Origin of the sequence: Phenylobacterium sp. J367, assembly GCF_024699985.1 — a bacterium.
Classification (GTDB): Bacteria; Pseudomonadota; Alphaproteobacteria; order Caulobacterales; family Caulobacteraceae; genus Phenylobacterium.
Map to the genome: position 1 here is coordinate 2,672,501 of NZ_JAJONA010000001.1, position 23,983 is coordinate 2,696,483.

At 70.0% G+C, this 23,983-nt stretch carries 19 protein-coding genes, 1 tRNA gene, 2 rRNA genes and 4 pseudogenes (1 of these 26 only partly in view); 16 read left to right on the plus strand and 10 right to left on the minus strand.

Annotated features, from left to right (window positions below; all coding sequences use genetic code 11):
- From LRS04_RS14335 to LRS04_RS14345, 3 genes are all read left to right on the plus strand, one after another.
- A 23S ribosomal RNA gene (locus tag LRS04_RS14335) occupies positions 1-1,627 on the plus strand (it extends 1,166 nt beyond the left edge of the window).
- A gap of 76 nt (positions 1,628-1,703) precedes the next feature.
- Positions 1,704-1,818: ribosomal RNA gene (rrf, locus tag LRS04_RS14340) — 5S ribosomal RNA — on the plus strand.
- Between the two features lie 55 nt (positions 1,819-1,873).
- Positions 1,874-1,950: transfer RNA gene (locus LRS04_RS14345), tRNA-Met, on the plus strand.
- A 62-nt stretch (positions 1,951-2,012) separates the two neighbouring features.
- Here the strand turns inward: LRS04_RS14345 and LRS04_RS14350 are convergent.
- Positions 2,013-2,531 carry a hypothetical protein gene (locus LRS04_RS14350; protein ID WP_257816942.1) on the minus strand — a complete coding sequence of 173 codons (519 nt, stop codon included), beginning with the start codon at positions 2,529-2,531 and terminating at the stop codon, positions 2,013-2,015.
- 52 nt (positions 2,532-2,583) lie between these two features.
- Positions 2,584-2,940, minus strand: a complete 357-nt coding sequence (locus tag LRS04_RS14355; protein ID WP_257816943.1) for a PilZ domain-containing protein — start codon at positions 2,938-2,940, stop codon at positions 2,584-2,586.
- A gap of 162 nt (positions 2,941-3,102) precedes the next feature.
- On the opposite strand from LRS04_RS14355, the gene LRS04_RS14360 reads away from it, so the two are divergent.
- The gene (locus LRS04_RS14360) at positions 3,103-4,335 is read left to right on the plus strand and encodes a helix-turn-helix domain-containing protein (protein ID WP_257816944.1); all 1,233 of its coding nucleotides are present in this window, start codon (positions 3,103-3,105) and stop codon (positions 4,333-4,335) included.
- A 35-nt stretch (positions 4,336-4,370) separates the two neighbouring features.
- Here LRS04_RS14360 and LRS04_RS14365 read toward each other — a convergent pair whose 3' ends face one another.
- Positions 4,371-5,690: an NCS2 family permease gene (locus LRS04_RS14365; protein WP_257816945.1), complete on the minus strand. Its 1,320-nt coding sequence runs from the start codon at positions 5,688-5,690 to the stop codon at positions 4,371-4,373.
- 106 nt (positions 5,691-5,796) lie between these two features.
- On the opposite strand from LRS04_RS14365, the gene LRS04_RS14370 reads away from it, so the two are divergent.
- The gene (locus tag LRS04_RS14370) at positions 5,797-6,696 is read left to right on the plus strand and encodes a 5'-methylthioadenosine/S-adenosylhomocysteine nucleosidase (protein ID WP_257816946.1); all 900 of its coding nucleotides are present in this window, start codon (positions 5,797-5,799) and stop codon (positions 6,694-6,696) included.
- 217 nt (positions 6,697-6,913) lie between these two features.
- On the opposite strand, the pseudogene LRS04_RS14375 reads toward LRS04_RS14370, so the two are convergent.
- Positions 6,914-7,039: pseudogene (locus LRS04_RS14375) on the minus strand (adenosine deaminase); the annotation flags it as partial.
- Between the two features lie 3 nt (positions 7,040-7,042).
- Here LRS04_RS14375 and LRS04_RS14380 point away from each other — a divergent pair.
- Positions 7,043-7,177: pseudogene (locus LRS04_RS14380) on the plus strand (phosphorylase); the annotation flags it as partial.
- 217 nt (positions 7,178-7,394) lie between these two features.
- Here the strand turns inward: LRS04_RS14380 and LRS04_RS14385 are convergent.
- Positions 7,395-8,408, minus strand: coding sequence for an adenosine deaminase (locus LRS04_RS14385; protein ID WP_257816947.1), 1,014 nt, complete (start codon positions 8,406-8,408; stop codon positions 7,395-7,397).
- 9 nt (positions 8,409-8,417) lie between these two features.
- Complete coding sequence (gene guaD / locus LRS04_RS14390; protein WP_257816948.1) at positions 8,418-9,719, minus strand: guanine deaminase; 1,302 nt, start codon at positions 9,717-9,719, stop codon at positions 8,418-8,420.
- Positions 9,720-9,891: 172 nt separating this feature from the next.
- On the opposite strand from guaD, the gene LRS04_RS14395 reads away from it, so the two are divergent.
- The 9 genes and pseudogenes from LRS04_RS14395 to LRS04_RS14430 all read left to right on the plus strand — a co-directional run bounded on the left by LRS04_RS14395 (position 9,892) and on the right by LRS04_RS14430 (position 20,132).
- On the plus strand, positions 9,892-11,271 hold the full coding sequence (locus LRS04_RS14395) for a GTP cyclohydrolase II (protein ID WP_257816949.1): 1,380 nt from the start codon (positions 9,892-9,894) through the stop codon (positions 11,269-11,271).
- Between the two features lie 7 nt (positions 11,272-11,278).
- Complete coding sequence (locus LRS04_RS14400; RefSeq protein ID WP_257816950.1) at positions 11,279-12,409, plus strand: URC4/urg3 family protein; 1,131 nt, start codon at positions 11,279-11,281, stop codon at positions 12,407-12,409.
- A gap of 11 nt (positions 12,410-12,420) precedes the next feature.
- On the plus strand, positions 12,421-13,050 hold the full coding sequence (upp, locus tag LRS04_RS14405) for a uracil phosphoribosyltransferase (RefSeq protein WP_257816951.1): 630 nt from the start codon (positions 12,421-12,423) through the stop codon (positions 13,048-13,050).
- An 872-nt stretch (positions 13,051-13,922) separates the two neighbouring features.
- Positions 13,923-15,776: a transglycosylase domain-containing protein gene (locus LRS04_RS14410; protein WP_257816952.1), complete on the plus strand. Its 1,854-nt coding sequence runs from the start codon at positions 13,923-13,925 to the stop codon at positions 15,774-15,776.
- Between the two features lie 228 nt (positions 15,777-16,004).
- On the plus strand, positions 16,005-16,574 hold the full coding sequence (locus LRS04_RS14415; protein ID WP_257816953.1) for a hypothetical protein: 570 nt from the start codon (positions 16,005-16,007) through the stop codon (positions 16,572-16,574).
- A gap of 323 nt (positions 16,575-16,897) precedes the next feature.
- A pseudogene (locus LRS04_RS27995) lies at positions 16,898-17,236 on the plus strand (MFS transporter); the annotation flags it as partial.
- 124 nt (positions 17,237-17,360) lie between these two features.
- Entirely contained in the window at positions 17,361-18,176 is an 816-nt protein-coding gene (locus tag LRS04_RS26920) for an MFS transporter (RefSeq protein ID WP_308238147.1), read from the plus strand.
- Positions 18,177-18,457: 281 nt separating this feature from the next.
- Positions 18,458-18,838: pseudogene (locus LRS04_RS28000) on the plus strand (DUF885 family protein); the annotation flags it as partial.
- A gap of 85 nt (positions 18,839-18,923) precedes the next feature.
- A complete protein-coding gene (locus LRS04_RS14430) occupies positions 18,924-20,132 on the plus strand; it encodes a DUF885 family protein (protein ID WP_257816954.1) in 1,209 nt (402 codons plus the stop codon).
- Here LRS04_RS14430 and LRS04_RS14435 read toward each other — a convergent pair.
- The 4 genes from LRS04_RS14435 to LRS04_RS14450 all read right to left on the minus strand — a co-directional run bounded on the left by LRS04_RS14435 (position 20,117) and on the right by LRS04_RS14450 (position 23,487).
- The gene (locus LRS04_RS14435; protein ID WP_257816955.1) at positions 20,117-20,590 is read right to left on the minus strand and encodes an RcnB family protein; all 474 of its coding nucleotides are present in this window, start codon (positions 20,588-20,590) and stop codon (positions 20,117-20,119) included. The genes LRS04_RS14430 and LRS04_RS14435 overlap by 16 nt on opposite strands.
- 181 nt (positions 20,591-20,771) lie before the next feature.
- Positions 20,772-22,379: a hypothetical protein gene (locus LRS04_RS14440; protein ID WP_257816956.1), complete on the minus strand. Its 1,608-nt coding sequence runs from the start codon at positions 22,377-22,379 to the stop codon at positions 20,772-20,774.
- 32 nt (positions 22,380-22,411) lie between these two features.
- Complete coding sequence (locus LRS04_RS14445; RefSeq protein WP_257816957.1) at positions 22,412-23,170, minus strand: hypothetical protein; 759 nt, start codon at positions 23,168-23,170, stop codon at positions 22,412-22,414.
- On the minus strand, positions 23,170-23,487 hold the full coding sequence (locus tag LRS04_RS14450) for a hypothetical protein (RefSeq protein WP_257816958.1): 318 nt from the start codon (positions 23,485-23,487) through the stop codon (positions 23,170-23,172). Before LRS04_RS14450 ends, LRS04_RS14445 begins: the two co-directional genes overlap by 1 nt.
- A 235-nt stretch (positions 23,488-23,722) precedes the next feature.
- Between LRS04_RS14450 and LRS04_RS14455 the strand changes: the two genes are divergently transcribed.
- Positions 23,723-23,983 carry a hypothetical protein gene (locus tag LRS04_RS14455; protein WP_257816959.1) on the plus strand — a complete coding sequence of 87 codons (261 nt, stop codon included), beginning with the start codon at positions 23,723-23,725 and terminating at the stop codon, positions 23,981-23,983.

A 23,983-nucleotide genomic window follows, 5' to 3' on the forward strand; every position in this document is an offset into this window, starting at 1 on the left:
AATGTAACGGGGCTCAAGCCGTGCGCCGAAGGTATGGGTTTGCAGTTTACTGCAAGCGGTAGCGGAGCGTTCCGTAAGCCTGTGAAGGTCAGCTGCGAGGCTGGCTGGAGGTATCGGAAGTGAGAATGCTGACATGAGTAGCGACAAAGAGTGTGAGAGACACTCTCGCCGAAAGTCCAAGGGTTCCTGCGTAAAGCTAATCTGCGCAGGGTTAGCCGGCCCCTAAGGCGAGGCCGAAAGGCGTAGTCGATGGGAACCAGGTGAATATTCCTGGGCCAGTTGGAAGTGACGAATTCCGTAAATTGTCGGGGCTTACTGGATTGCTCCCGGCAGTGAAGGAGTTCCTGGAAATAACTCCAACAGAGACCGTACCCGAAACCGACACAGGTGGACTGGTAGAGCATACCAAGGCGCTTGAGAGAACTATGCTGAAGGAACTCGGCAAATTGCACGCGTAACTTCGGGATAAGCGTGACTCACCCTGCGCAAGCAGGACTGAGTGGCACAGGCCAGGGGGTAGCGACTGTTTATCAAAAACACAGGGCTCTGCGAAGCCGTAAGGCGAAGTATAGGGTCTGACGCCTGCCCGGTGCCGGAAGGTTAAAAGGAGGGGTGCAAGCTCCGAATTGAAGCCCCGGTAAACGGCGGCCGTAACTATAACGGTCCTAAGGTAGCGAAATTCCTTGTCGGGTAAGTTCCGACCTGCACGAATGGCGTAACGACTTCCCCACTGTCTCCAGCATAGGCTCAGCGAAATTGAATTCCCCGTGAAGATGCGGGGTTCCCGCGGTCAGACGGAAAGACCCTATGAACCTTTACTGCAGCTTCGCCTTGGCGTTAGCAGCAACATGTGTAGGATAGGTGGGAGGCTATGAAACCGGGGCGCCAGCTTCGGTGGAGCCATCCTTGAAATACCACCCTTGTTGTTGCTGACGTCTAACCGCGGCCCGTTATCCGGGTCCGGGACATGGCGTGGCGGGCAGTTTGACTGGGGCGGTCGCCTCCCAAAGTGTAACGGAGGCGCGCGATGGTGGGCTCAGACCGGTCGGAAATCGGTCGTCGAGTGCAATGGCATAAGCCCGCCTGACTGCGAGACTGACAAGTCGAGCAGAGACGAAAGTCGGCCATAGTGATCCGGTGGTTCTGCGTGGAAGGGCCATCGCTCAACGAATAAAAGGTACTCTAGGGATAACAGGCTGATTTTGCCCAAGCGTCCACAGCGACGGCAAAGTTTGGCACCTCGATGTCGGCTCATCACATCCTGGGGCTGGAGCAGGTCCCAAGGGTTCGGCTGTTCGCCGATTAAAGTGGTACGTGAGCTGGGTTCAGAACGTCGTGAGACAGTTTGGTCCCTATCTGCCGTGGGTGTACGAAGCTTGAGAGGATCTGTCCCTAGTACGAGAGGACCGGGATGGACACACCTCTGGTGGACCTGTCGTGGCGCCAGCCGCGCAGCAGGGTAGCTAAGTGTGGAATAGATAACCGCTGAAAGCATCTAAGCGGGAAACTAACCTCAAAACAAGGCTTCGCTGAGAGCCGTGGTAGACCACCACGTTGATAGGCCAGGTGTGGAAGTGCCGCGAGGCATGGAGCTTACTGGTACTAATCGCTCGATCGGCTTGATCGTTCTTATCAAAACTCATGAGCGCTCTGATTTGTCGCTCCAGACACGTCTTCACAAACACACTGATCCGCTTCGTTGACCTGGTGGCTATGCCGGGGGGTCCCCACCCGATCCCATTCCGAACTCGGTCGTTAAGCCCCCCTGGGCCGATGGTACTTCGTCTTAAGGCGCGGGAGAGTAGGTCGCCGCCAGGTCTACAAAGCGGATCAGCCAGTCCATCCAAACCCTTCAATCCACATCACCACCTGCCGCGGGGTGGAGCAGCCCGGTAGCTCGTCAGGCTCATAACCTGAAGGTCACAGGTTCAAATCCTGTCCCCGCACCCAAAATACTGAAACGGCCCCGCAGAAATGCGGGGCCGTTTTCGTTAGCGGCCTATACTCAGGCGTTACTTCAGCGCCTCGGCCGAATAGGTCTCGCGCACCACGCTGAAGGCCCGCCCGTCGGCGCCGCTTAGCACCGCTCGATGGCGCAGCACGTCGCGGGAGCCGGCCAGCCGCTCGACGCCGAGGGTCCTGCGCGTGAAGCCCATGCCGCGCACCGCCACGCCGAAGGGTGTTGCCGTGGTCGTCAGGGCCCGGTTCATCCCGGGCGTCAGGCGCGCGGGCAGGTACCAGTTGTCGGCGCGCGAGAGCACGTCCGCGCCGCAGGCCAGCTCCACCTGGCGATACCAGACCGGCTCGCCGCCCGAGGGTTTCAGCGCGGCGCGGACCCAGGCCGGCGGGGCGGGCTCAGGCCGGTTGGCGGACGGCCGGGCCGCGATCTTGCCCCCGCCGCGCGCGTCGCAGATCCGCTGGAGCACGGCGGTCGCGCTGTCGCTGGCCAACAGGTCGGCGTTCAGGCGCTCGACGCCGGCGGCGGACGCGGCGGAGGCAACCACCGCCGCAAGAAGGGGAAGCACGATCATGTCCGGGGCTCATGCCACCGGACGGGACGCAGGGCCAGACGAGGCCGCGGCCTTAGCCGGCCGTGGGCTTGAAGCCCGCCGCCAGGCCCTGCCAGACGGTCTGGACGTCGGCCAGCCAGCTGTCGACCGGCTGCGTCAGGTCGTGGCGCGCCTCGAAGGCCAGGCCCGCCGTGTCCCAGCGCCGCCACCGCAAAATGGCCTCGAAGGCGGCGTCCTCGGCGTAGTGCAGCAGCACCAGGCGCCGGGGCAGGGTGTACATGCCCGAGACCTCGACCTTCGCCCCGCCGGTCGAAAGGTCGTAGATCACGCCGTCCGCCCAATGCGCCAGCTTCGGCCCCCAGAAGAGGCGCGCCGGCGCATTGACGACCACCCGCGGGTGGGCCCGACGATCGGCGAACTCGCCCGTCACTGAAGGTCTCCGGTCCTGATTGCGCGCGGACCATGCCACATCGTGGCTAAGCAATTCTCACCAAGGTGGCGATTTCTCGTCCTGCGGTTGCGAAAGCCGCGTTTTGCTTTCGCCGCGGCGAAGCGGCTAAGAAGCCCTCCACGGAACCTCACGGAGAGCGGCTTGAGCGGGGCCGACGCCATTGTCGAGCAGGCCGCGCGGGTGCGCGCCGCCGGCGCGCTCGGCCGCTCCGGGCTCCTCGTGCGCCTGTTCGACTTCCTGGTCGAGGCCTCCGCCGCCGGCGCGCGGCCGAAGGAGGTGGAGATCGCGCTCGCGGTGTTCGGCCGCGATCCCGGCTTCGACGGCGGGCAGGACGCCTCCGTGCGGGTCGCCGTCCACCGCCTGCGCCGCAAGCTCGACGCCTTCTATGCCGGGGAGGGCGCGGCCGAGCCCGCGATCCTGAGGATCCCCAAGGGCGAGTACCGCCTGGTGGCGGAGCCGCGGAGCGTGGCGGCCCGGCCGCCGGGCCGCCGGCGCTGGCCCTGGGCCGCCGCCGCCGCGGCGCTGGTCGCCCTGAATGTCCTCGTCCTGGCCCTCGTGTGGCGGGGCGGCGCCGATCCGCACGGCCCCGTGCGGCGCCTGGAGCCCTGGGCGACGCTGACGCGCTCGGAGCGGCCGCTGATCGTGGTGGTCGGCGACTACTACATCTTCGGCGACGTGGATCCGGCGACGGGCGGCGGCCGGCTGATCCGCGAATACGGGATCAATTCCCACGAGGACCTCGAGGCCTACCGGATGGACAATCCGACAGCGGCCGCCCGCTACCGGGACCTCGACCTCTACTACCTGCCGGTGGGCGTGGCGCACGCCCTGCAGACCGTCGTCCCGGTGCTGGGTCCGAGCCACGCGCCGCCGCAGCTGGTGACCGCCTCGGACCTCACCTCGGAGATGCTCCGGCGCAACGACATCGTCTACCTGGGCTACCTCAGCGGCCTCGGGCCGCTGCGCGATCCCGTCTTCGCGGGCTCCCGCTTCCGGGTGGGCGACACCTGGGACGAGCTCGTCGACCAGCGCTCGGGCCAGACCTTTCTCAGCCAGGAAGGCGGGCCGGCGCGCGGCCCGGAGACCCAGCGCGACTACGGCTATCTGGCGAGCTTCGCCGGTCCGGAGGGTTCGCGCGTGGTGGTGATCGCCGGCATGCGCGACGTGGGCCTGATGCAGGCCGCCGAGGCCGCCGTCCGGCCCGACGTGCTGAAGGCGATCGGCGGGACGGGGGCGGGGGGCGTCGAGGCCCTCTTCGAGGCCAACGGCGTGCGGCGCGCCAGCATCGCCGGCCGTCTCGTGCTGAGCTCGCCGCTCGACGCGCGCCGGATCTGGTCCGGCCCGCCGCGCGGCGCGACCTTCCCGGCGGGCTGAAGCCGCGCCGAAAGCTCTCCCCCTGGCGCTCGTCCTCAGCCGGCCGACATGTAGGCGAAGCGGGCGAGGAACAGGGCGGCCAGGCCGTAGAGTAGCCAGTCGCCCTTGCCGGCCCTCCGGGCGACCAGCTTCAGCACCGCATAGGCCACAACGCCCATGGCCAGGCCGTTGGCGATGGAAAAGGTCAGCGGGATGGTCACCAGCGTCAGGAAGGCCGGGATGCCGACCACCGGGTCCTCCCATTCGACCTCGGCCAGCGGGGCCATCATCATCGCGCCCACCAGAATCAGGGCCGGCGCGGTCGCCGCCGCCGGGATCAGCTGCACCCAGGGCGCGACGAACAGGGTGACGAGGAACAGCAGCCCGACGACCACCGCCGTCAGCCCGGTCCGGCCGCCCGCCGAAACGCCCGACGCGCTCTCGATGTAGCTCACCACCGTGCTCGTGCCCGCCAGCGAGCCCGCGATCGTCGCGCCGGCGTCGGCGAACAGGATGCGGTTCAGCCGGGGGATCGTGCCGTCCGGCCGCATCAGCCCGGCGCGCTTCGAGACGGCGACCAGGGTGCCGACATTGTCGAACAGGTCGACGAACAGGAAGACGAACAGGATCTCCAGGAGCGCGAGGCCGAAGCCGCGGCCGCCGATGCCGAGCGCGGCGGGGATATCGAGCTGCAGGGCCGTCGAGGTCATCGCCTCGACCGAATAGGGCTCGGGGTTCCACTGGGCGAGGCCGAGCGTCCAGCCGAGGATGGCGGTGACGACGATGCCGATCAGGATGCCGGCCCGCACCCGGAGCACCTGCAGGGCGGCGATGATCGTCAGGCCCAGGATGGCAAGCAGGGCCGTCGGGCTCGTCAGGTCGCCCAGCCCCACCACCGTGCCCTCGTTCGGAGCGACGATCCCGGCGCTGCGCAGGCCGATGAAGGCGATGAACACGCCAATGCCGGCGGCGATGGCCGCGAACAGGCTCTTGGGGATGGCGTTGACGATCAGCTGGCGCACGCCCGCGAAGGTCAGGATCAGGAAGGCGACGCCGGAGATGAACACGAGGCCCAGCGCCGTCTGCCAGGGCACGCCCATGGCGCCGACCACCGTGAAGGCGAAATAGGCGTTCAGTCCCATGCCCGGCGCGAGCGCGATCGGATAGTTGGCCAGCAGCCCCATGAGGAAGCAGCCGATCGCGGCGGCGAGGCAGGTGGCGGCGGCCACGCCCGCCACCGGCATGCCCGCCTGGCCCAGGATCGTCGGGTTGACCACCACGATATAGGCCATGGTCAGGAAGGTGGTGACGCCGGCCAGGACCTCGGTCCGGACACTGGTCCCCCGCTCGGCAAGCTGGAAGAATCGTTCGAGCACGCGCCGGCCCCCCTCCGCGAAGCTGCCGGCAGTTCAGCCGCACCCGGCGCCGATGGCAAGCGCCGCGGCGGGGCGCTAGCCTGCGCGCGGATTTCCGGGGGATTCCATGCGTGCGCTGCTCATCCTGATCGCCGTCCTGCTCGCCGCCGCGCCGGCCGCCGCCGCCGGGCGGCTCGACGCCACGCCGCGCATCGCCGTCGTGTCCGCCTATGCGCCGGAATGGCCGACGCTGCTCGCCGCCACCGCGGTCGAGCAGACCCACACCGCGGCCGGCGTTCGGTTCGTGACCGGGACGATGGAGGGCAAGCCCGTCGTCCTGTTCCTGTCGGGCGTCAGCATGGTCAACGCGGCCATGTCCACCCAGGCCGCGATCGACCATTTCGCCATCAGCCGGGTCGTCTTCTCCGGCGTCGCCGGCGGCGTCGATCCGGGCCTCGGCGTGGGCGACGTGGTCGTGGCCGACAAATGGGGCCAGTACCTGGAGGGCGCCTTCCTGCGCGAGGGGCCGGAGGGCTACGTCCGCGGGCCCTGGCCGCCGGAGACCTTCCCCGGCTACGGCATGATGGTCGCCGGGCCGGTGCAAATCGCCCGGGGCGAGGCCGAGCCGGAGCGCCGGTTCTGGTTCGCCGCCGACCCGGCCCTGCTGGAGACCGCACGGCGGATCGCGCCGGCCGTGCCCCTGAAGCGCTGCCAGGCCGCCGACCGCTGCCTGGCGCACCAGCCGAAGGTGGTCATCGGCGGGGCCGGCGTCTCCGGCCCGGTGTTCGTCGACAACAAGGCGTTCCGCGAACACGTGTCGCGGACCTTCCAGGCGAAGGTGCTCGACATGGAGACCGCCGCCGTCGCCCACGTGGCCTATGCCAACGGCGTGCCGTTCATCGCCTTCCGCAGCCTCTCCGACCTGGCCGGCGGCGACGAGGGCCCGAACCAGATCCAGACCTTCCTGACGCTCGCCTCCGAGAACTCGGCCGCCGTCGTCCGGGCGTTCGTGAAGGCGCTGCCTTAGCCGTCCACGAGCCATACGAACGCGCGCTGCGCGCGGGACTGAACCACGGACCACACGGAATACACGGACAAGGTCGCAGCAAGTCGAGCGACCTGGCGATGCCGCGAGAACACTCGCGCGCGCCCGGCGCGCAAATCTCTCCTAGCTCGGCGTCTCCCCTTCCGTGTGGTCCGTGTATTCCGTGGTTCTTCCCTGTTCGTGTGGTTCGTGGAGCGGTTCAGTTCGCCGCCACGTAGGCGTCCACCGCCGCCAGGTACTGCGCCTTCTCCGCCTCGCCCAGGAACGAGCCTTCGAAGCTGTTCCTGGCCAGCGTGACCAGCTCGTCGCGGGTTAGGCCGACGGCGTGCCGTTCATCGCCTTCCGCAGCCTCTCCGACCTGGCCGGCGGCGACGAGGGCCCGAACCAGATCCAGACCTTCCTGACGCTCGCCTCCGAGAACTCGGCCGCCGTCGTCCGGGCGTTCGTGAAGGCGCTGCCTTAGCCGTCCACGAGCCATACGAACGCGCGCTGCGCGCGGGACTGAACCACGGACCACACGGAATACACGGACAAGGTCGCAGCAAGTCGAGCGACCTGGCGATGCCGCGAGAACACTCGCGCGCGCCCGGCGCGCAAATCTCTCCTAGCTCGGCGTCTCCCCTTCCGTGTGGTCCGTGTATTCCGTGGTTCTTCCCTGTTCGTGTGGTTCGTGGAGCGGTTCAGTTCGCCGCCACGTAGGCGTCCACCGCCGCCAGGTACTGCGCCTTCTCCGCCTCGCCCAGGAACGAGCCTTCGAAGCTGTTCCTGGCCAGCGTGACCAGCTCGTCGCGGGTTAGGCCGACGGCGGTGGCCGAGGCGGTCCAGTTCTCGCCGAGGTAGCCGCCAAAGTAGGCCGGGTCGTCGGAGTTCACCGTGGCATGCAGGCCCAGCCCCAGCATCCGCTTGAGCGGATGGACCTTCAGGTCGTCGACCACGCAGAGCTTCAGGTTGGAGAGCGGGCAGACGGTGAGCGTCATGCCCTCGCGGGCCAGCCGCTCCACCAGTCGGGCGTCCTCCAGCGAGCGGTTGCCGTGGTCGATGCGGTCGACGCCCAGGATGTCCAGCGCCTCCCAGACATACTCGGGCGGGCCCTCCTCGCCGGCGTGGGCGACGAGCTTCAGTCCCCGCTCGCGCGACGCCTTGAACACCCTCGCGAACTTCGACGGCGGATGGCCGACCTCGGAGCTGTCCAGACCCACGCCGGTGATCCGGTCGAGCCAGGGTTCGGCCGCCTTCAGCGTCGCGAAGGCGGCGTCCTCGTCGAGGTGGCGCAGGTAGCAGAGGATCAGCTTCGAGGTGATCCCGAACGCCCCCTCGGCCGCCTTCATCCCGGCCAGCAGGCCGTCGACCGCCACCTGGAACGGCACGCCGCGGTCGGTGTGTGTCTGGGGATCGAAGAACAGCTCCACGTGCCGGCAGCCGTCGGCGGCGACGCGGCGGAAGTAGGCCATCGCCAGGTCCTGGAAGTCCTCTTCCGTCAGCAGGACCTGCGCGCCCTGGTAGTAGATGTCGAGGAAGTCTTGCAGGTTCGAGAAGGCGTAGGCCGTGCGCACTTCCTCGACCGTCTTGAAGGGGAGGGCCACCCGGTTGCGGCGGGCGAGCTCGAACATCAGCTCGGGCTCGAGGCTGCCCTCGATGTGCAGGTGGAGCTCGGCCTTGGGCAGGCCGCGGATGAAGGCGGAGAGGTCGGTCATGGCCCGAACCTACCGCGCGTGGGCGAGCCTGCCCATCAGGTAGGTGCGCTGGATCGCCCGGTCGTCGCCGAGGATCGAGAGCGCGAACAGCCTGTCGCGCAACGATTGGGCGGCGGCCGTGCGCCGGGCGAGCAGCGGCGTGGCGGCCGGGTCGAGCACCACGAAGTCCGCCTCCTTGCCGACCTCGAAGTTGCCGACCCGGTGGTCGATCTTCAGCGCCCGCGCGCCGGCCAGCGTCGCCAGGTAGAGCCCCTCCAGCGGATCGAGCGGCTCGTGCTGGAGCTGGCCGACGCGGTAAGCCTCGCCGATCGCGTGGAGCAGGGAGAAGCTCGCGCCCGCGCCCACGTCGGTGCCGAGCGCCACCCGCGTGCCGCAGCCGCAGGCCTTTCTCAGCGAGAACAGGCCCGAGCCGAGCATCAGGTTGGAGGAGGGGCAGAACGCCGCCGTGGCCCCGGCCTCGGTCAGCTTGCGCAGGTCGTCCGCCGTGGTGTGGACGCAGTGGGCGAAGACCGAGCGGTCGGTCACCAGGCCGAAGCGCTCGTAGACCCCGAGGTAGCTGCCGTGGCCGGGGAACAGCCCCTCGACGGCCCGGATCTCCTCCAGGTTCTCGCTCATGTGGGTGTGGATCAGGATATCCGGGTGCGCCGCGGCCAGCTCGCCGGCCATGGCCAGTTGGGCGTCGGAGGAGGTCACCGCGAACCGAGGCGTCACCGCGTAGCCCAGCCGTCCCTGGCCCCGCCAGGCGCGGATCAGGGCCTCGGTGTCGGCGCGTCCGCTCTCCACCGTGTCGCAGAGCGCGGCCGGCGCGTTGCGGTCCATCAGCACCTTGCCGCCGATCAGCCGCATATTCCGCGCGAGCGCCGCCTCGAAGAGCGCGTCCACCGAGGTCCGGTGCACCGTGCCGAACACGAGCGCGCTGGTCGTGCCGTTGCGCAGCAGCTCGTCCAGGAAGAAGGCGGCGGCGGCGTCGGCGTGCGCCCGGTCCTCGAAGGCCTGCTCGACGGGGAAGGTGTGCTCGGTCAGCCAGTCCAGAAGCTGCGCGCCCCAGGCGGCCACCACGTCGGTCTGGGGATAGTGGATGTGGGCGTCCACGAACCCCGGCGTCAGGATTTTGCCGGGCAGATGCTCCACCGCCACGCCGTCGGGCAGGGCGGGGGCCAGGTCCTCGAAGGAGCCGGCCGCCGCCACATGGCCGTCCTCGACCAGCAGCAGACCGTCCTCGTGCCACACGACGGCGCCGTCGCCGGCCACGGCCGGATCGTCCAGCAGGTGCAGGAGGCTCGCGCGGTAGGCCTGGCGGTTCGTGCTCACCCGCCGGTGATGCTCACGCTTTGCCCGAAACGCAACCTCCCCGCCGCCAACCGCCCGCCGGCGTTGAGGAATTCTTGCCAACTCCCATGTGTAGGATCACAGTTCGCTCTCAAAGGCCCTGCGCCGGCGATCCGGCGGCAGGGCCTTTCCGACTCTGGAGGCATCCGCACACATGTCCGGCAACAGGACATCCCACATCCGGCTCACCTCGCACCCCGGTGCGGGCGCGCCCAGCCGCTTCCCCATCGTCTGGGACGCGCCCACCGCCCGCGAGCGCGGCCCGGTGGTCGCCACCGCCAACGCCGGCTCCGACCGCAACGCCATCGGCGCCCACGGCGGCGCCTATTCGGTCTATCGGGCGCTGGCGATCTCCGCCGGCGCCATGAACCCGCTGGCCCGGCCGGAGCTGCACAACACCCATCCCGTCGTCGACATCGGCCCGCATCCGCAGTGGAGCGAGGCCGGCAGGATCGTCAGCCTCGACCCCTGGGGCCACCGGATCGCCGAGGACTTCGCGCCCGAGCTCGCCGAAGGCGTCGACATCCGCCCGACCATCGCCGTCACCAAGGCGCGCATCGACCTGCCGGAGATCCACGACGCCATCGCCAAGGGCCGGCTGAAGGTCGACGGCGAGGTGATCCACGAGCACGGCGACGTCTCGGTGACCAAGGCGGCCATCGATCCCGTCTGGTGGCTGCCGGGCATCGCCGAGCGGTTCGAGGTGGACGAGCAGACGCTGCGCCGCACCCTCTTCGAGCAGACCGGCGGCATGTATCCCGAGCTGGTCACCCGGCCGGACATGAAGGTCTTCCTGCCCCCGATCGGCGGCATCACCCTCTACATCTTCGGCGACGCCTCGAAGCTCGGCGACCGCAAGGTCAGCCTGACCTGCCGGGTCCATGACGAGTGCAACGGCTCCGACGTCTTCGGCTCCGACATCTGCACCTGCCGGCCCTACCTGACCCACGGCATCGAGGAGTGCGTGGAAAGCGCCCAGAACGGCGGCACGGGCCTGATCGTCTACAACCGCAAAGGAAGGCCGCGCGCTCGGCGAGGTGACCAAGTTCCTCGTCTACAACGCCCGCAAGCGCCAGCCCGGCGGCGACCAGGCCGCCACCTACTTCGAGCGCACCGAATGCGTCGCCGGCGTCCAGGACGCCCGCTTCCAGCAGCTCATGCCCGACATCATCCACTGGCTGGGCATCCGCCGCATCGATCGGTTCGTCTCCATGTCCAACATGAAGTACGACGCCCTCGTCGCGGGCGGCATCGAGATCGGCGAGCGGGTGCCGATCCCCGACTGGCTCGTCCCCCCCGACGCCTCCGTGGAGATGGAGGCCAAGAAGGCCGCCGGCTACTTCACGCCCACGAAGCCGCCGTCGAAGAAGGACCTCAAGAAGGTCGTCGGCCGCGACCTGGACAAGTTCTGAGCATCGCCACCTTCAACACCGCTCATCCCCGCGAAAGCGGGGACCCAGGTGTTTTTCGTCAGGAGCGCCGGCGTGTCCGGAATGAACATAAAGAGCCTGAGTCCGCGCTTTCGCGGGGATGAGCGGTAGATGCAATTGACCACGGCCGCCGACCTCCTCACCGCCGCCGCGGTCCGCGAGCGCGCGCACGAGCTGCTCGAGATCGCCCTCGACGACGGCCTCGCCGAATGGCGCGTGGACCTGTCGAAGCTCGACGCCGCCGCCGACCTCACGACGGAGACCGTGCGGGCCAACTATCCCGACCTGAAGGTGCCGTTCCACGCCCGCTGGCGGCACTTCACGGCGAACGGCCGCGACCTCTGGGCGGAGGCGACCAAGCCCACCGAGCCCTGGGACCTCGGCCGCGCCGCCTTCGACATGGTCATCCCGTCCGTGCTGCTGGACGCGGGCGCCGGCCCCGGCTGGCGCTACCGGGACGCGGCCACCGGCGCGGAGCTCTCCCGCTCGGAGGGCCTCGGCGTCGCGTCGCTGCGCATGTGGCAGGCGGGCGCGCTGGACGACCTCTCCGCCGTCACCGCCGCCCAGGTGGCCGAACACTTCCAGGTCACGCCGGAGAACCCGCTGGTCGGCGTCGAGGGCCGCGCCGCCCTGCTGCGCCGCCTGGGCGAGACGGTCGGCAAGCCCGCGCGACTGTTCGACCGGATGGCCGGCCGCGCCGCGGGCGGACGCCTGGCCGCGCCGGTGATCCTCGAGGTCCTGCTGGCCGAGCTCGGCCCCATCTGGCCCGGACGCCTGACCCTGGACGGCGTGCCGCTCGGCGACTGCTGGCGCCATCCGGCGGTGGATGGCTTCGTGCCGATCCACAAGCTCTCCCAGTGGATGAGCTACTCCCTGATCGAGCCCCTGCAGTGGGCCGGCATCGAGGTCACCGACATCGACGGCCTCACCGGCCTCGCCGAATACCGCAACGGCGGCCTCTTCGTGGACACCGGCGTCCTCGTGCTCAAGGATCCGGCGGACATCGACCGCGAGCATCCCGTCGACGGCCCGCTGGTCGTCGGCTGGCGGGCGCTCACCGTCGCCCTGCTGGACCGCCTGGCGCCCCTGGTGCGCGACCGCCTGGGCGTCTCCGCCGAGGCCTTCCCGCTGGCCCGGGTGCTGGAGGGCGGCTCCTGGGCGGCCGGGCGGGTGATCGCCAAGCGCCTGCGCGCCGACGGCGGCCCGCCGCTGAAGATCCGCAGCGACGGCACGGTATTCTAGGGGGATACGAGATGAAGGGCGTCACGGTCGTCGACCATCCGCTGGTGAGCCACAAGCTCACCCTGATGCGGAAGAAGGACACCTCCACCAAGAGCTTCCGCCAGCTCCTCAAGGAGATCGGCAGCCTGGTCTGCTACGAGGTCACCCGCGACCTGCCGCTGGAGACGGTGGAGATCGAGACCCCGCTCCAGACGATGAGCGCGCCGACCATCGCCGGCAAGAAGCTGGTCTTCGCCGCCATCCTGCGCTCGGGCATGGGCATGCTGGAGGGGATGCTGGAGCTGGTGCCCGCCGCGCGCGTCGCCCACGTGGGCCTCTACCGCGACCCGGTCACGCTCGGCTGCGTCGAGTACTACTTCAAGACTCCCGGCGATCTTGAGAACCGCCTGGTGGTGATAGTCGACCCCATGCTGGCCACGGGCAACACGGCGATCGCCGCCGTCGACCGGCTGAAGGAGGCGGGCGCGAAGGACATCCGCATGGCGTGCCTGCTGGCCGCGCCGGAAGGCATCTCCAACTTCCAGGGCCATCATCCGGACGTCCACGTCTGGACCGCCGCCCTCGACGAGCGCCTCAACGACCATGGCTACATCCTGCCGGGCCTCGGCGACGCCGGCGACCGGATGTACGGCACGAAGTAGCTCGTCATCCCTCCCCTTCAAGGGAGGGGCAGGCCGCGGAGCGGCCGGGGTGGGGAACTCGCGTTCAAGCGCTGACTCAGCGTTCCAGCCCACACGTCCCCACCCGTCCGGCGCGGACCGCGCCGTCCACCCTCCCCATGAAGGGGAGGAATGAGCGGTTCAGATCCCCACCATCGGCAGGGTGAGCTTCAGCGCGATGGCGAAGCCGGCCACGGACCAGAGCACCGTGCGGCCGATCAGCCGCGTGCGGTTGGGGGGAATGCCTCCGGGTTTGGTGCGTCTGGGTCATGGCGGTCTAACGGCTAAGTCTGTTTCGGGTTTCGGCGTCTTTGCGGACCGCTCTCATATGTGAGCCCACGGCCACGCTTCAATGCCAGTAAGTGCAGACCCGATATGCAGTTCTGCAGGGCCTCGCTGTGACCTCGTGCACAGACGATGCAGACCCGCGCAGAGGGGTGGAGGCAGTCCGTGCCGCAAAATTGTGCAGCCTACGGAACTTGACCCTCGGATGTCATGACACCGGTTGGCGGGCCCCGTCCGATCGGTCACTCCTTGGGCGTCCCGTTTGGGGCGTTTCCTCCCCTAACTTCCGGCCGCGCTCGCAGCGCGGCCTTTCTTTTCGGGCGTCACCCCTGACGGCATCCTGGGCCTTGTGCCCAGGATCCCTGCCTCCACTGCTGCGGCGCAAGGGATCCCAGGCACAAGGCCCAGGAAGACGAAGGCGGTGAAGCGTCTGCACCGCGACTGCACGCCGCCTCGCGCTTGCCCTGCATTACGGCGAATTATGTTGGCGGGGCCTGGGCGCGCAGGCACATGGGGCTTGCGTGTCGATCGGCGTCTCTGGGGGAGCGCCGTTCATGGAGAGACGTCGCTTGTTCGCCCTGCTTGCTTCAGCCTCGATCCTGGCCGCCGGTCCGACCCTGGCCGCCCCCAAGCTGCCCATGGGCGAACTGCCCCAGCTTCCGCCGATCCGGCGCGAGGCCCAGATCACCTACGTCGACCGCACCGGCCAGGTGATCGGCGTGCGCGGCGGCCGCTTCGCCCCGCCGGTGGACATCGCCCGCCTGCCGGCCCACGTCACCGCCGCCTTCGTCTCCATCGAGGACCGCCGGTTCTGGGAGCACGAGGGCTTCGACCCGCGCGGCATCGCCCGCGCCGTCGTGGTCGCCGCCACCGACGGCCGCGCCAGCCAGGGCGCGTCCACCATCACCCAGCAGCTCGCCCGCAACCTCTACCTCTCCCAGGACCGCACGATCGAGCGCAAGGCGACCGAGCTCGTCTATGCGATCCAACTCGAGCGGACCTATTCCAAGAAGCAGATCCTCGGCCTCTACCTCAGCCGGGTCTATTTCGGCTCGGGCGCCTACGGCCTGGAGGCCGCCGCCCAGCGCTACTTCAACAAGCCGGCGGCGAAGCTCACCATCATGGAATCCGCCATGCTGGCGGGCGTCCTGAAGAGCCCGGTGAACTATCACCCCGTGGAAGAGGCCGACGCCAACCGCGCCCGGGCCAGGCTCGTCCTCGACGCCATGGTCGACACCGGCGCCATCACCCCGGCCCAGCGCGCCCAGGCCTGGGCCACGACGCCGAAGGTCTGGAAGACCGCCCCTAACGGCGCGGCGCAGTACTTCCTCGACTGGGTCGACGCCGACGCGCGGAAGATCGTCGGCAATCCGAAGCAGGACCTGGTCATCGAGACCACCCTCGACGCCGCCTTCGAGCGCAGCGCCGAGACGGCCGCCCGCAGGGGCGCGGCGACCGCGCCGCAGCTCCAGGCCGCCGTGGTCGCCATGGACGGCGCGGGCCGCGTGCGGGCCATGGTCGGCGGCACGGACCACGCCAAGGCGCCCTACAACCGCGCGGCGTCGGCGAAGCGCCAGGCCGGCTCGGCCTGGAAGCCGTTCGTCTATCTCACCGCGCTCGAACAGGGCTGGAGCCCGGACAATCCGGTGGTGGACGAAGCCGTCACCATCGCCAACTGGAGCCCGCAGAACTACGACGAGGGATTCCAGGGCCAGATCAGCCTGGAGCGCGCCGTCGCCTCCTCGGCCAACACCGTGGCGGCCCGCCTCGCCGACATGGTCGGCCGCCAGAACGTCGCCATGACCGCGCGGCGGCTGGGCGTCCAATCTGCGGTCAACACCGACCCCGCCATGGCGCTCGGGACCAGCCTCGTCACCCCGCTGGAGATGACCACCGCCTACGCCGTCTTCGCGAACGGCGGCTCGAAGGTTCAGCCCTATGGCATCGAGCGGGTCCGCACGGCCGGCGGCAAGGTGATCTACCAGCGCGCGCCCCATGTCTGGACGCCGGTGGTGGCCAACCCCGCGCTCTCCAACATGAACCGCATGCTGCGGAGCGTGATCACGTCCGGCACCGGCACGCGCGCCGCGGTCCCGGGGCAGGACGTGGCGGGCAAGACCGGCACGACGTCGGACTACAAGGACGCCTGGTTCTGCGGCTACACCGGCGGTCTCGCCGCCTGCACCTGGCTCGGCCGTGACGACAACGCGCCCATGGGCCGGATCACCGGCGGCGGTGCGCCGGCCGTCATGTGGCAGTCGGTGATGTCCGCGGGCGTGAAGCGCCTCCCGGTCCAGGCCATCCCCGCCGGCCGCCCGGCCCCCTGCGCCGCCGCTCGCCGACACCATTCCGGCCAGCGCCCCCACCCCGCCCGAAGACCCCGAGGACGCCGCCCCCGAGGTCTGACGTCCCTGTCTCTGTGACGCGTCGCGTCCGGAAGCCCTCTCCCTACCCTCTCCCTCTCCGCTTCGCGGGGGAGAGGAGGTGAAGCCCGACCTCGCCGCCCCACTCCTCTCCCCGGGCGCAGCCCGAGAGGGAGAGGGTAGGGAGAGGGCCTGCAGCCGAAAAACCTTGACTCCGCAGCTCTGGGATGTTCTCTTTTCGTTCTCATGACCGACGATGCAGTCCAAATCGGAGAAGACCGTCACACCGTGACGCTCCGCGCGCTCGCGGGGATGAGCCTGGAGCTCTGCCGCGACCTGCAGCAGCGGGCGCTGAACGCCGAGAGCCCCGAGGACGCCGTCCGCCTCGCCACCGCCTTCCACCGGGTGAGCCGCGGCCTGCGCCAGACCCTGGCCCTGGAGCTGAAGCTGGTCCGCTACAAGGACGAGCTGCACTTCAAGGCTCAGGAGAAAGCCGACCTCGCCGAAGCCAGGGCGAAGGCCGAGGCCGACCTGCACGAGGTCGCCGCCGACCAGCGCCGGAAGGACGTCTGGGAGCAGGTTGGCGACTGCTTCTGGTCCGAGCACGAAGGCGCCGACTGGAACCTCCCCGACGACGGGATCGACAAGCCCGACCGCCCGCCGCCCGAAGACCCCATGTGGGACAGGCTCGAGGCCTTCCTCGACGCCGAGGAAGCCAAGCCCGACTTCCTCACCCGCGACTTCGACCTCCTGGTCATCGAAGCCTGCGACGCCATCGGCGCCGACCCCACCCTCATCTACGACATCCGCGGCCGCGAACGAGCCGGGCCCGAGCCCGCAACCGCCGACTCCAGCTAACCCCCCTCCGCTCATCCCGGCGAAAGCCGGGATCCAGGCTGACTCAGCGACCGCGCTGCGCGCGAACCACAGAACCACACAGAACCACACAGAAGGCGGGCCACGGGATGGCTAGGCGCCTCCATCACCATGCGCGCCTTCCAGGCGCGCGAGTCACGCCCGCCATCTCACCAACCTCGGGCGGGCTCGCCCCTTCTGTGTCCTTCCGTGCTTTTCTGTGGTTCCAAACCCGGACCGCACCCAGGCCCGCCGGCCAGCACCCGCGAAATCCGTGGTTCCCAAACCGCCCCGCGCCGCTAAACCCATCCCGACAGGGGGAACACATGGCCACAGCAGTTGCGGGCGGGGCGTCGAACCGACGGATCCTGGCGGCGAGCCTCGTCGGGACGGCGGTCGAGTTCTACGACTTCTACATCTACGCCACGGCCGCGGCGCTGGTGTTCGGCAAGCTGTTCTTCCCGCCGTCCTCGGGCTCGGCCCAGCTCATGCTGGCCTACAGCACCTTCGCGCTCGCCTTCTTCGCCCGGCCGGTCGGCGCGGCCTTCTTCGGCCACTTCGGCGACCGCATCGGCCGGAAGTCGACGCTCGTGGCCAGCCTGCTCCTTATGGGCGGCTCGACGGTCGCCATCGCCTTCCTGCCGACCTACGAGATGGCCGGCTGGCTCGCGCCGTTCCTGCTCTGCGTCCTGCGCTTCGGCCAGGGCTTCGGCCTGGGCGGCGAGTGGGGCGGGGGCGGCGCTGCTCGCCGTCGAGAACGCCCCGCCCGGCTGGCGCGCGCGGTTCGGCATGTTCCCCCAACTCGGCGCGCCCGTGGGCTTTCTCGCCGCCAACGGCCTCTTCCTGATCCTCGGCGTCGTACTCACCCCGGAGCAGTTCGAGACCTTCGGCTGGCGCATCCCGTTCCTGCTGAGCGTCGTCCTGGTCGGCGTCGGCCTCTGGGTCCGCCTCAAGCTCACCGAGACCCCGGCCTTCTCGGCCGCGGTGAAGGAGGCGCCGCCCCCGGCCGTGCCGTTCGCCGAGCTGTTCCGGAGGCACACCCTGGCCACCCTGGGCGGCACCTTCGCCGTCGTCGCCTGCTTCGCGATCTTCTACATCACCACCGCCTTCGCCCTGGGCTACGGCACGAGCACGCTGGGCTACAGCCGCGAGACCTTCCTCGGCGTCCAGCTCGGCGCCATCGGCTTCATGGCGGCCGGGATCGTCGCCGCGGGCTACTGGGCCGACGCCACCTCGCCGCGGCGCGTCCTGATGATCGGCTGCGTGCTGACGGTCCTGACCGGCCTGCTGCTCGGCCCGATGATGGGCTCGGGCTCGCTGTTGCTGATCTGGGCCTTCCTCTCGCTCGGCCTTGTCATGATGGGCCTGGTGTACGGGCCGCTGGGCGCCTTCCTGCCGAGCCTCTTCCCGGCCCGGGTGCGCTATACGGGCGCCTCGATCGCCTTCAACGTCGGCGGCATCATCGGCGGCGGCCTGACCCCCATCGCCGCCCAGTGGCTGGCGGAGCGCGGCGGCCTGGGCCTTGTCGGCCTCTACCTCAGCGCCGCGGCCCTGATCAGCTTCCTGGCGCTGATGGCGCTGCGCCGGACCTACGACACGGCCTGACGCTTGCCGCGCCGGCGCCTCCGCCTCTAGCTTCGCGCAAACGCCGCCTCGGGCGGTCAGGGGAAATGATCATGGATCGTCGCATCTTCCTGCGCAGCTCGGCTGCGCTCGCGTTCGTGGCCGCCACCGGCCTGCCGGCCCAGGCTCAGCCGTCCACGCCCGAGGACGCCCGGCTCCGCGCCCTGCTCGACGCCTTCTGGGAGGAGGACCTCGACGAGGACCCCGAGTTCGCCACGACCCTGGGGCTCGACGTCGGCAAGCGCGCCGCCCAGCGGCGCCAGTCCCGCGACGTCTCGCGCGCCGGCCGCCAGCGCTGGGTCGCCGCCCGCCGCGCCCGGCTCACCCGGCTGGCCACGATCGACGCCGCGAAGCTGTCGCCGGCCGGCAAGGCCGACCTCGAGGTGGTGACCTACGCCTACAGGACGATCGCCGAGGGGGGCGAGCGCTTCCAGTTCGGCGAAGGGGGCGGCTGGTACCCGCCCTATTCGCCCTATGTGATCAGCCAGCTCTCCGGCGTGTACCAGTCGACGCCGGACTTCCTGGACAGCGAGCATCCAGTGAAGACCGCCGCCGACGCCGAGGCCTACCTGGCCCGGCTCGAAGGCTTCGCCGTCGCCCTCGACGCCAACACCGCCGACTTCCGCGCGGACGCGGCGAACGGCGTGCTGGCGCCCGATTTCGCCCTCGATGCGACGCTCGCCCAGCTCAAGCGACTCCGCGGGCCGGGCGCCCGAGGCGGCCGGCCTCGTGACCTCGCTGACCCGGCGCACCGGCGAGGCGAAGATCGCCGGCGATTGGGGCCGGCGGGCCGCCGCCATCGTCCAGGCCAAGGTCTATCCGGCCCTCGACCGCCAGATCGCCGCCGTCACCGAGCTCCGGCCCCACGCGAAGCCCGATCCCGGCGTCTGGAAACTGCCCGACGGCCAGGCGTTCTACGCCGGCGCGCTCGCCTTCCAGACCACGACGACCCTGACGCCGGACGAGGCCCACGCCCTGGGCCTCAGGCAGGTGGCCGAGCTCGAAGCCCAGATTGACGCCCTGCTGCGGGCCCAGGGCCTGACCGCGGGGACCGTCGGCGAGCGCGTGACTCAGCTCTCGAAGCGGCCCGACCAGCTCTATCCGAACACCGACGCGGGCCGGGCCGATCTCCTGAAGGCGCTGAACGAGCAGACCGAGGCGATCCGGGCGAAGATGCCGCTGGCCTTCCGGACGCTCCCGAAGACGCCCGTGGAGATCGTCCGCGTGCCGCCGGAGATCGAGGACGGCGCGCCGAACGGCTACGCGACCCTGCCGACGCTCGACGGCTCACGGCCCGGCCGGTTCTACATCAACCTGAAGGACACGGCCGAATGGCCGAAGTTCACCCTGCCGACCCTGACCTACCACGAGGCCCTGCCGGGCCACCAATGGGAGGGGGCGATCAGCCTGGAGTCCAAGGACATCCCGCGCGTCCGCCAGCTCGGCATGGGCTTCGCCGCCCACGGCGAGGGCTGGGGCCTCTACGCCGAACAGCTCGCCGACGAGCTCGGCGCCTACGAGGGAGACCCCTTGGGCAAGATCGGCTTCCTGCAGTCGCTGCAGTTCCGCGCGGTGCGCGTCGTCGTCGACACCGGCATGCACGCCAGGCGCTGGAGCCGCGACCAGGCCATCGACTACATGGTCGAGAAGACCGGCTTCGTCCGCTCCCGCGCCCAGCGCGAGGTGGAGCGATACGCGATCTGGCCGGGCCAGGCCTGCAGCTACAAGATCGGCCACACCGAGTGGGTGCGCATCCGTGAGGAGGCCAAGGCCCGCGCCGGCTCCCCGCTTCGACCTCAAGACCTTCCACGACGTGCTCAGGCAGGGGCCGATGCCGCTCGTGGTCCTCGAGAACACCGTGAAGACCATCTTCCCTTGAGCGGGGAGGGCGGCGGCGCGCGCCGCCGCCCTGGCTGCTGCTGCTACCAGCGGCCGTAGTAGTCGCGGCGATAGTCGCGGTGGTCGTTGTCGCTCAGCGCGCTGCCGATCACCAGGCCGATGATGCCGCTGGCGATCGCGGCCATGACGATGTCGCCATTGTCGGTCCGGTAGTAGCGGTAGCCGGCGCGCGGCGGCGGCAGCCGGTAGGCCCGGTAGTCGCTGATGTAGTAGCCGCGGTTGTTGTAGTACGGGTAGCGCTGGCCGGTCCTCCAGCGATGGTTCGAGTAGCCGTAGCGGTCGCCGCGGCGGTTGTCGTAGCGGTCGTACTGGTCGGGGCGGCCGTCGCGGTCACGGTCGCGGTTCCACTCCCGGTGGTCCGGGCGGCCGTCGCGGTCGGAGTCGCGGTAGCGGGCGTCGTAGCCGCCGCGGCCGTAGTGGCCGTAGGGCTGGGCGGTCGCCGCGACGCTGGTGAAGGTCATGGCCGCGGCGGCGGCGATCAGAAGGGTCTTCTTCATGGCGGTCTCCAAGGTTGGAGCCACTGTGAGCGCCCTTGGCTGAACGGACCGGGGATGGCCCGTTCAGCCGCAATTCACCTCCCTGAACGGAGCGTCCGCCCTCAGAAGAACAGCTTGCGGAAGCTGACCCGCACCGTCCGGCCGACCGGGTCGATCAGGTCGGGCTGGTAGTTGATCGGCGTCAGCCCGGCGGCGTCGCGCACCTCGATCCGCTCGTCGAACAGGTTGTCGATGGAGAGCGTCGCCCGCGCGCCGCGCAGCCAGGGCCGGCCCCTGGCGATCGGCTGCAGGCCGAGGTCGGCGAAGATCCGCAGGTTGACGGTGGTGAGGTCCGAGAACTCCAGGTCCTCGCCGCCGAACCGAGCGCCGTTGACCTCCGTGCCGCTCTGCCAGCGGGCGACGAGGCGGGCGCCGAGGCCGTTGCGCGACGCTCCGGCCTGGACCTCGACCTCGTGCTGCGGCGTGCCGCCCGAGTTGCCGATCGACGAGCCGTCCAGCAGGTCCAACGGCGCGACGCCCGGCCGGATGAAGATCTCCTCCTGCAGACGCCAGGTGTGGAACACCGCGAACTGCAGGGCGCCCGCGCCCGGTCCGCCGCCGCCGCGTCCGCCCGGACCGCCGAAGCCGCGACCGCCGCCGCCGCCGCCGAAGCGAGGACCGCCGCCACCGCCGCCGGCCGCCTGGGCCCGCCGCTCTCGGACGGCGGCGGCCCTTCCGGCGGCGGACCGCCCTCGGGAGTCGGCTGGCCCTGCTGGCCCTGCTGACGCCGCGCCTCGAACTGGGCCCGGCGCTCGGCGAAGCGGCGTTGTTCCTCGGGCGACAGCTGCGGCTGGCGCGTGGCGCGCAGCGGCCGGCTGTAGTTGAAGCCCCAGCGGATCTGCTCGCTGTCCTGGCGTTCGAAGTTCACCGGCCGGACGTCCACGACCGCCAGCCGCCCGCTGTCGTCGCGCACGAACCGCTCGGGGAACGCCGCCTGGATCTCGGCGGTCGGCGAGGGGAAGGCGGAGATCAGGTCCCTCGTCCGCGACTTCGTGTAGTCGGCCCGCAGCCTCAGGTCCTGGCTGTCGAACGGCTTCCAGTTGGCGCCGAGCTTGAAGACCTCGCGGTTGTCGGCGATGAGGTCGGGATTGCCGCCCTCGATGCGCGTGACCTCGACCGTCTGGCCGGTCACCTGGTCGAAGACCCGGACGTTCTGGGTCGTCACCACCGGGTTGCCGAGCTGGGCCATGGTCGGCGCCCCGTCCTCGGCCGTAAACGAGACGATGAACCTCAGCCGGTCGACCGGCGACCAGTTCAGCCCGCCGCCCACCGTCGTCAGCGTCCCGAAGTCCGACAGCTCCGCCGCCTCGGCGTTGAAGTTGACGGAGAGGTCGCCGACCGCGTCCAGGAACTGGCCGCGCCGGGTCAGCGGCACGTCGACATTGGCCTGGGCCCGGCCGATGTTGCGCGACAGGTCGGCGTAGGAGCGCAGGCCGGTGATGCCGCGGATCGAGCGGCTCTCCAGTTGGTTGGTCTCGGCGCCGACGGTGAGCGCGAAATTCATCCGTCCGGCTGGCAGCTCGACGGCCTGTCCATTGAGCAGGAGTTCTGCGTCGGCGCCGGTGGCGATCGATTTCGCCTGGTCCGGCGCGCGATAGAGAACGAGGTCGGAGGGCAGGGCGGCGAAGGGATTGATGAGGCCCGCGTTGACCGCCTCCTGCAGGGCCGTCGTCGCCACGCCGGTGGTGGTCAGGCTCTGGTTCTCGGTGCGGTCGGCGTTGCCGGTCAGGGTCCAGCGCCAGCCGCTCACCGCGCCGTTGGCGGTGACCCCCAGGTGGGCGTTCAGGAGTCCGTGGACCGGGTGAGGGGACTGAGGCCGGCGAAGCGCTGCACGTCCACCGCCTGGCTGAACGGCGAATAGGGCGTCCCCGCCGGCACGGTGACGCTGAGGTCGGGCAGGCCCAGCAGGCTCTCGCCCTGGCTGTTCTCCAGGACGCCGTTGACCGTCAGGCCGACGCCCTCGCCCAGGGGGCGGGTGTAGACGATGTTGAGCGAGGCGGTGCTCTGCTCGCCCGCCAGTGTGCGGTAGGGCGACTCGTCCGTGGTGCGCTGCGGCGTCGCGGCGAAGTCCTGCAGGGTCAGTCCGCTGGACGGCACGCCGACGACCGTCAGCGGCCGACCGGCGACGGCGCTCAGGGCCGGATCGATCTCGCCGGCGCCGAAGGGCGAGGCGGTCACATTGCCGACCACGTCGTAGGGCTGGTCGTCGGGATTATCGAGGATGTCGCGTTCGCTCTCCTTGAGCGGGGTCGTGTGCGACGCCTTCACGTTCACCTGCAGGCGGGTGTCACGCTGGATGTTCAGGGCATTGGCGCTGCCGTCGTAGACCGCGCGGCCGCCCGCCGTGGGCACGCTCACCGCGCCCTCGGCGACGATGGCGCGGAAGCGCGGCCGGAGAACGAAGTTCACGACCCGCTGGTCGGCGCGGTAGCCGTACTTCAGCGCGACCTCCTCGGGCAGGATGTCGACGCGGAGGATCGCCTCGGTCGGCAGGTCGCGGATCTCGGTGAAGCTGGAGATGCGCTGTCCGTTGACCAGCATCACCGGCCGGCCGCCGCCAGCGCGCGGGCGCTGCCGATCTGCGGGGCGAGGGCGTCCAGGAGCTCGGTGACCGAACTGACGCCGAGTGCGCGGATCTCGCGCGGGCCGAGCTGGATCTCCGGCGGGATGTCGCCGACGACGGCGCCCGGCTGCTCCCGGGTCTCGGCGACGACGACCAGTTCCTCCACGACGGCGTCCACGTCGTCGGCGGGCGCGGCGGCCTCCTGGGCCCCGGCGGCGGTCGCCAGTCCGACGACGGCGGCGCAGGCCAGCAGGGCCAGCCGGAAGTTGCCGCGCGCGGGGGTCAACTCGGTCACTCTCACGATCTCTCCTCGGTGGGCAGCCGAAGGCGCCCTGGCGCGCCGCACGACTCCGGCGCAGTAACTCGCGACGCCCGGAAGGGATCACGCCAGCTTCGCTGTCGTGTGTCGCTCCGTGTCCGTCGGGTTGCACCCGTCGGGCGGAACGGCGCCTTTCCTGTGGCCGAAACATTTCCGCGCCTCTCCTCCAAATGGGGGGTTCAAGGCGCCGGTTGACCGGCTAGCTGGATGGATGGAGCCCAGGACGCTCAGGAGCTACGCGATCAAGGTCGCGGCGGAGGGCCGCGCGCCTGTGGAGCACCTGTTCCTGCTCGCCGACGACCTGGCGGCGATCGACGAAGCCCGGCGGATCCTGCTCGCCGCGCCCCGGGCCGACGGGCGGCCGACGATCGAGGTGCATGTGGGCTTCGTCAGTCCGACGCGGGTCCGCTGGCTGGGGGCCTGGAGCCGCGAGGGAGCTGCGCCGGTGCTCTGGAACTCTCGTCGGCGCTGA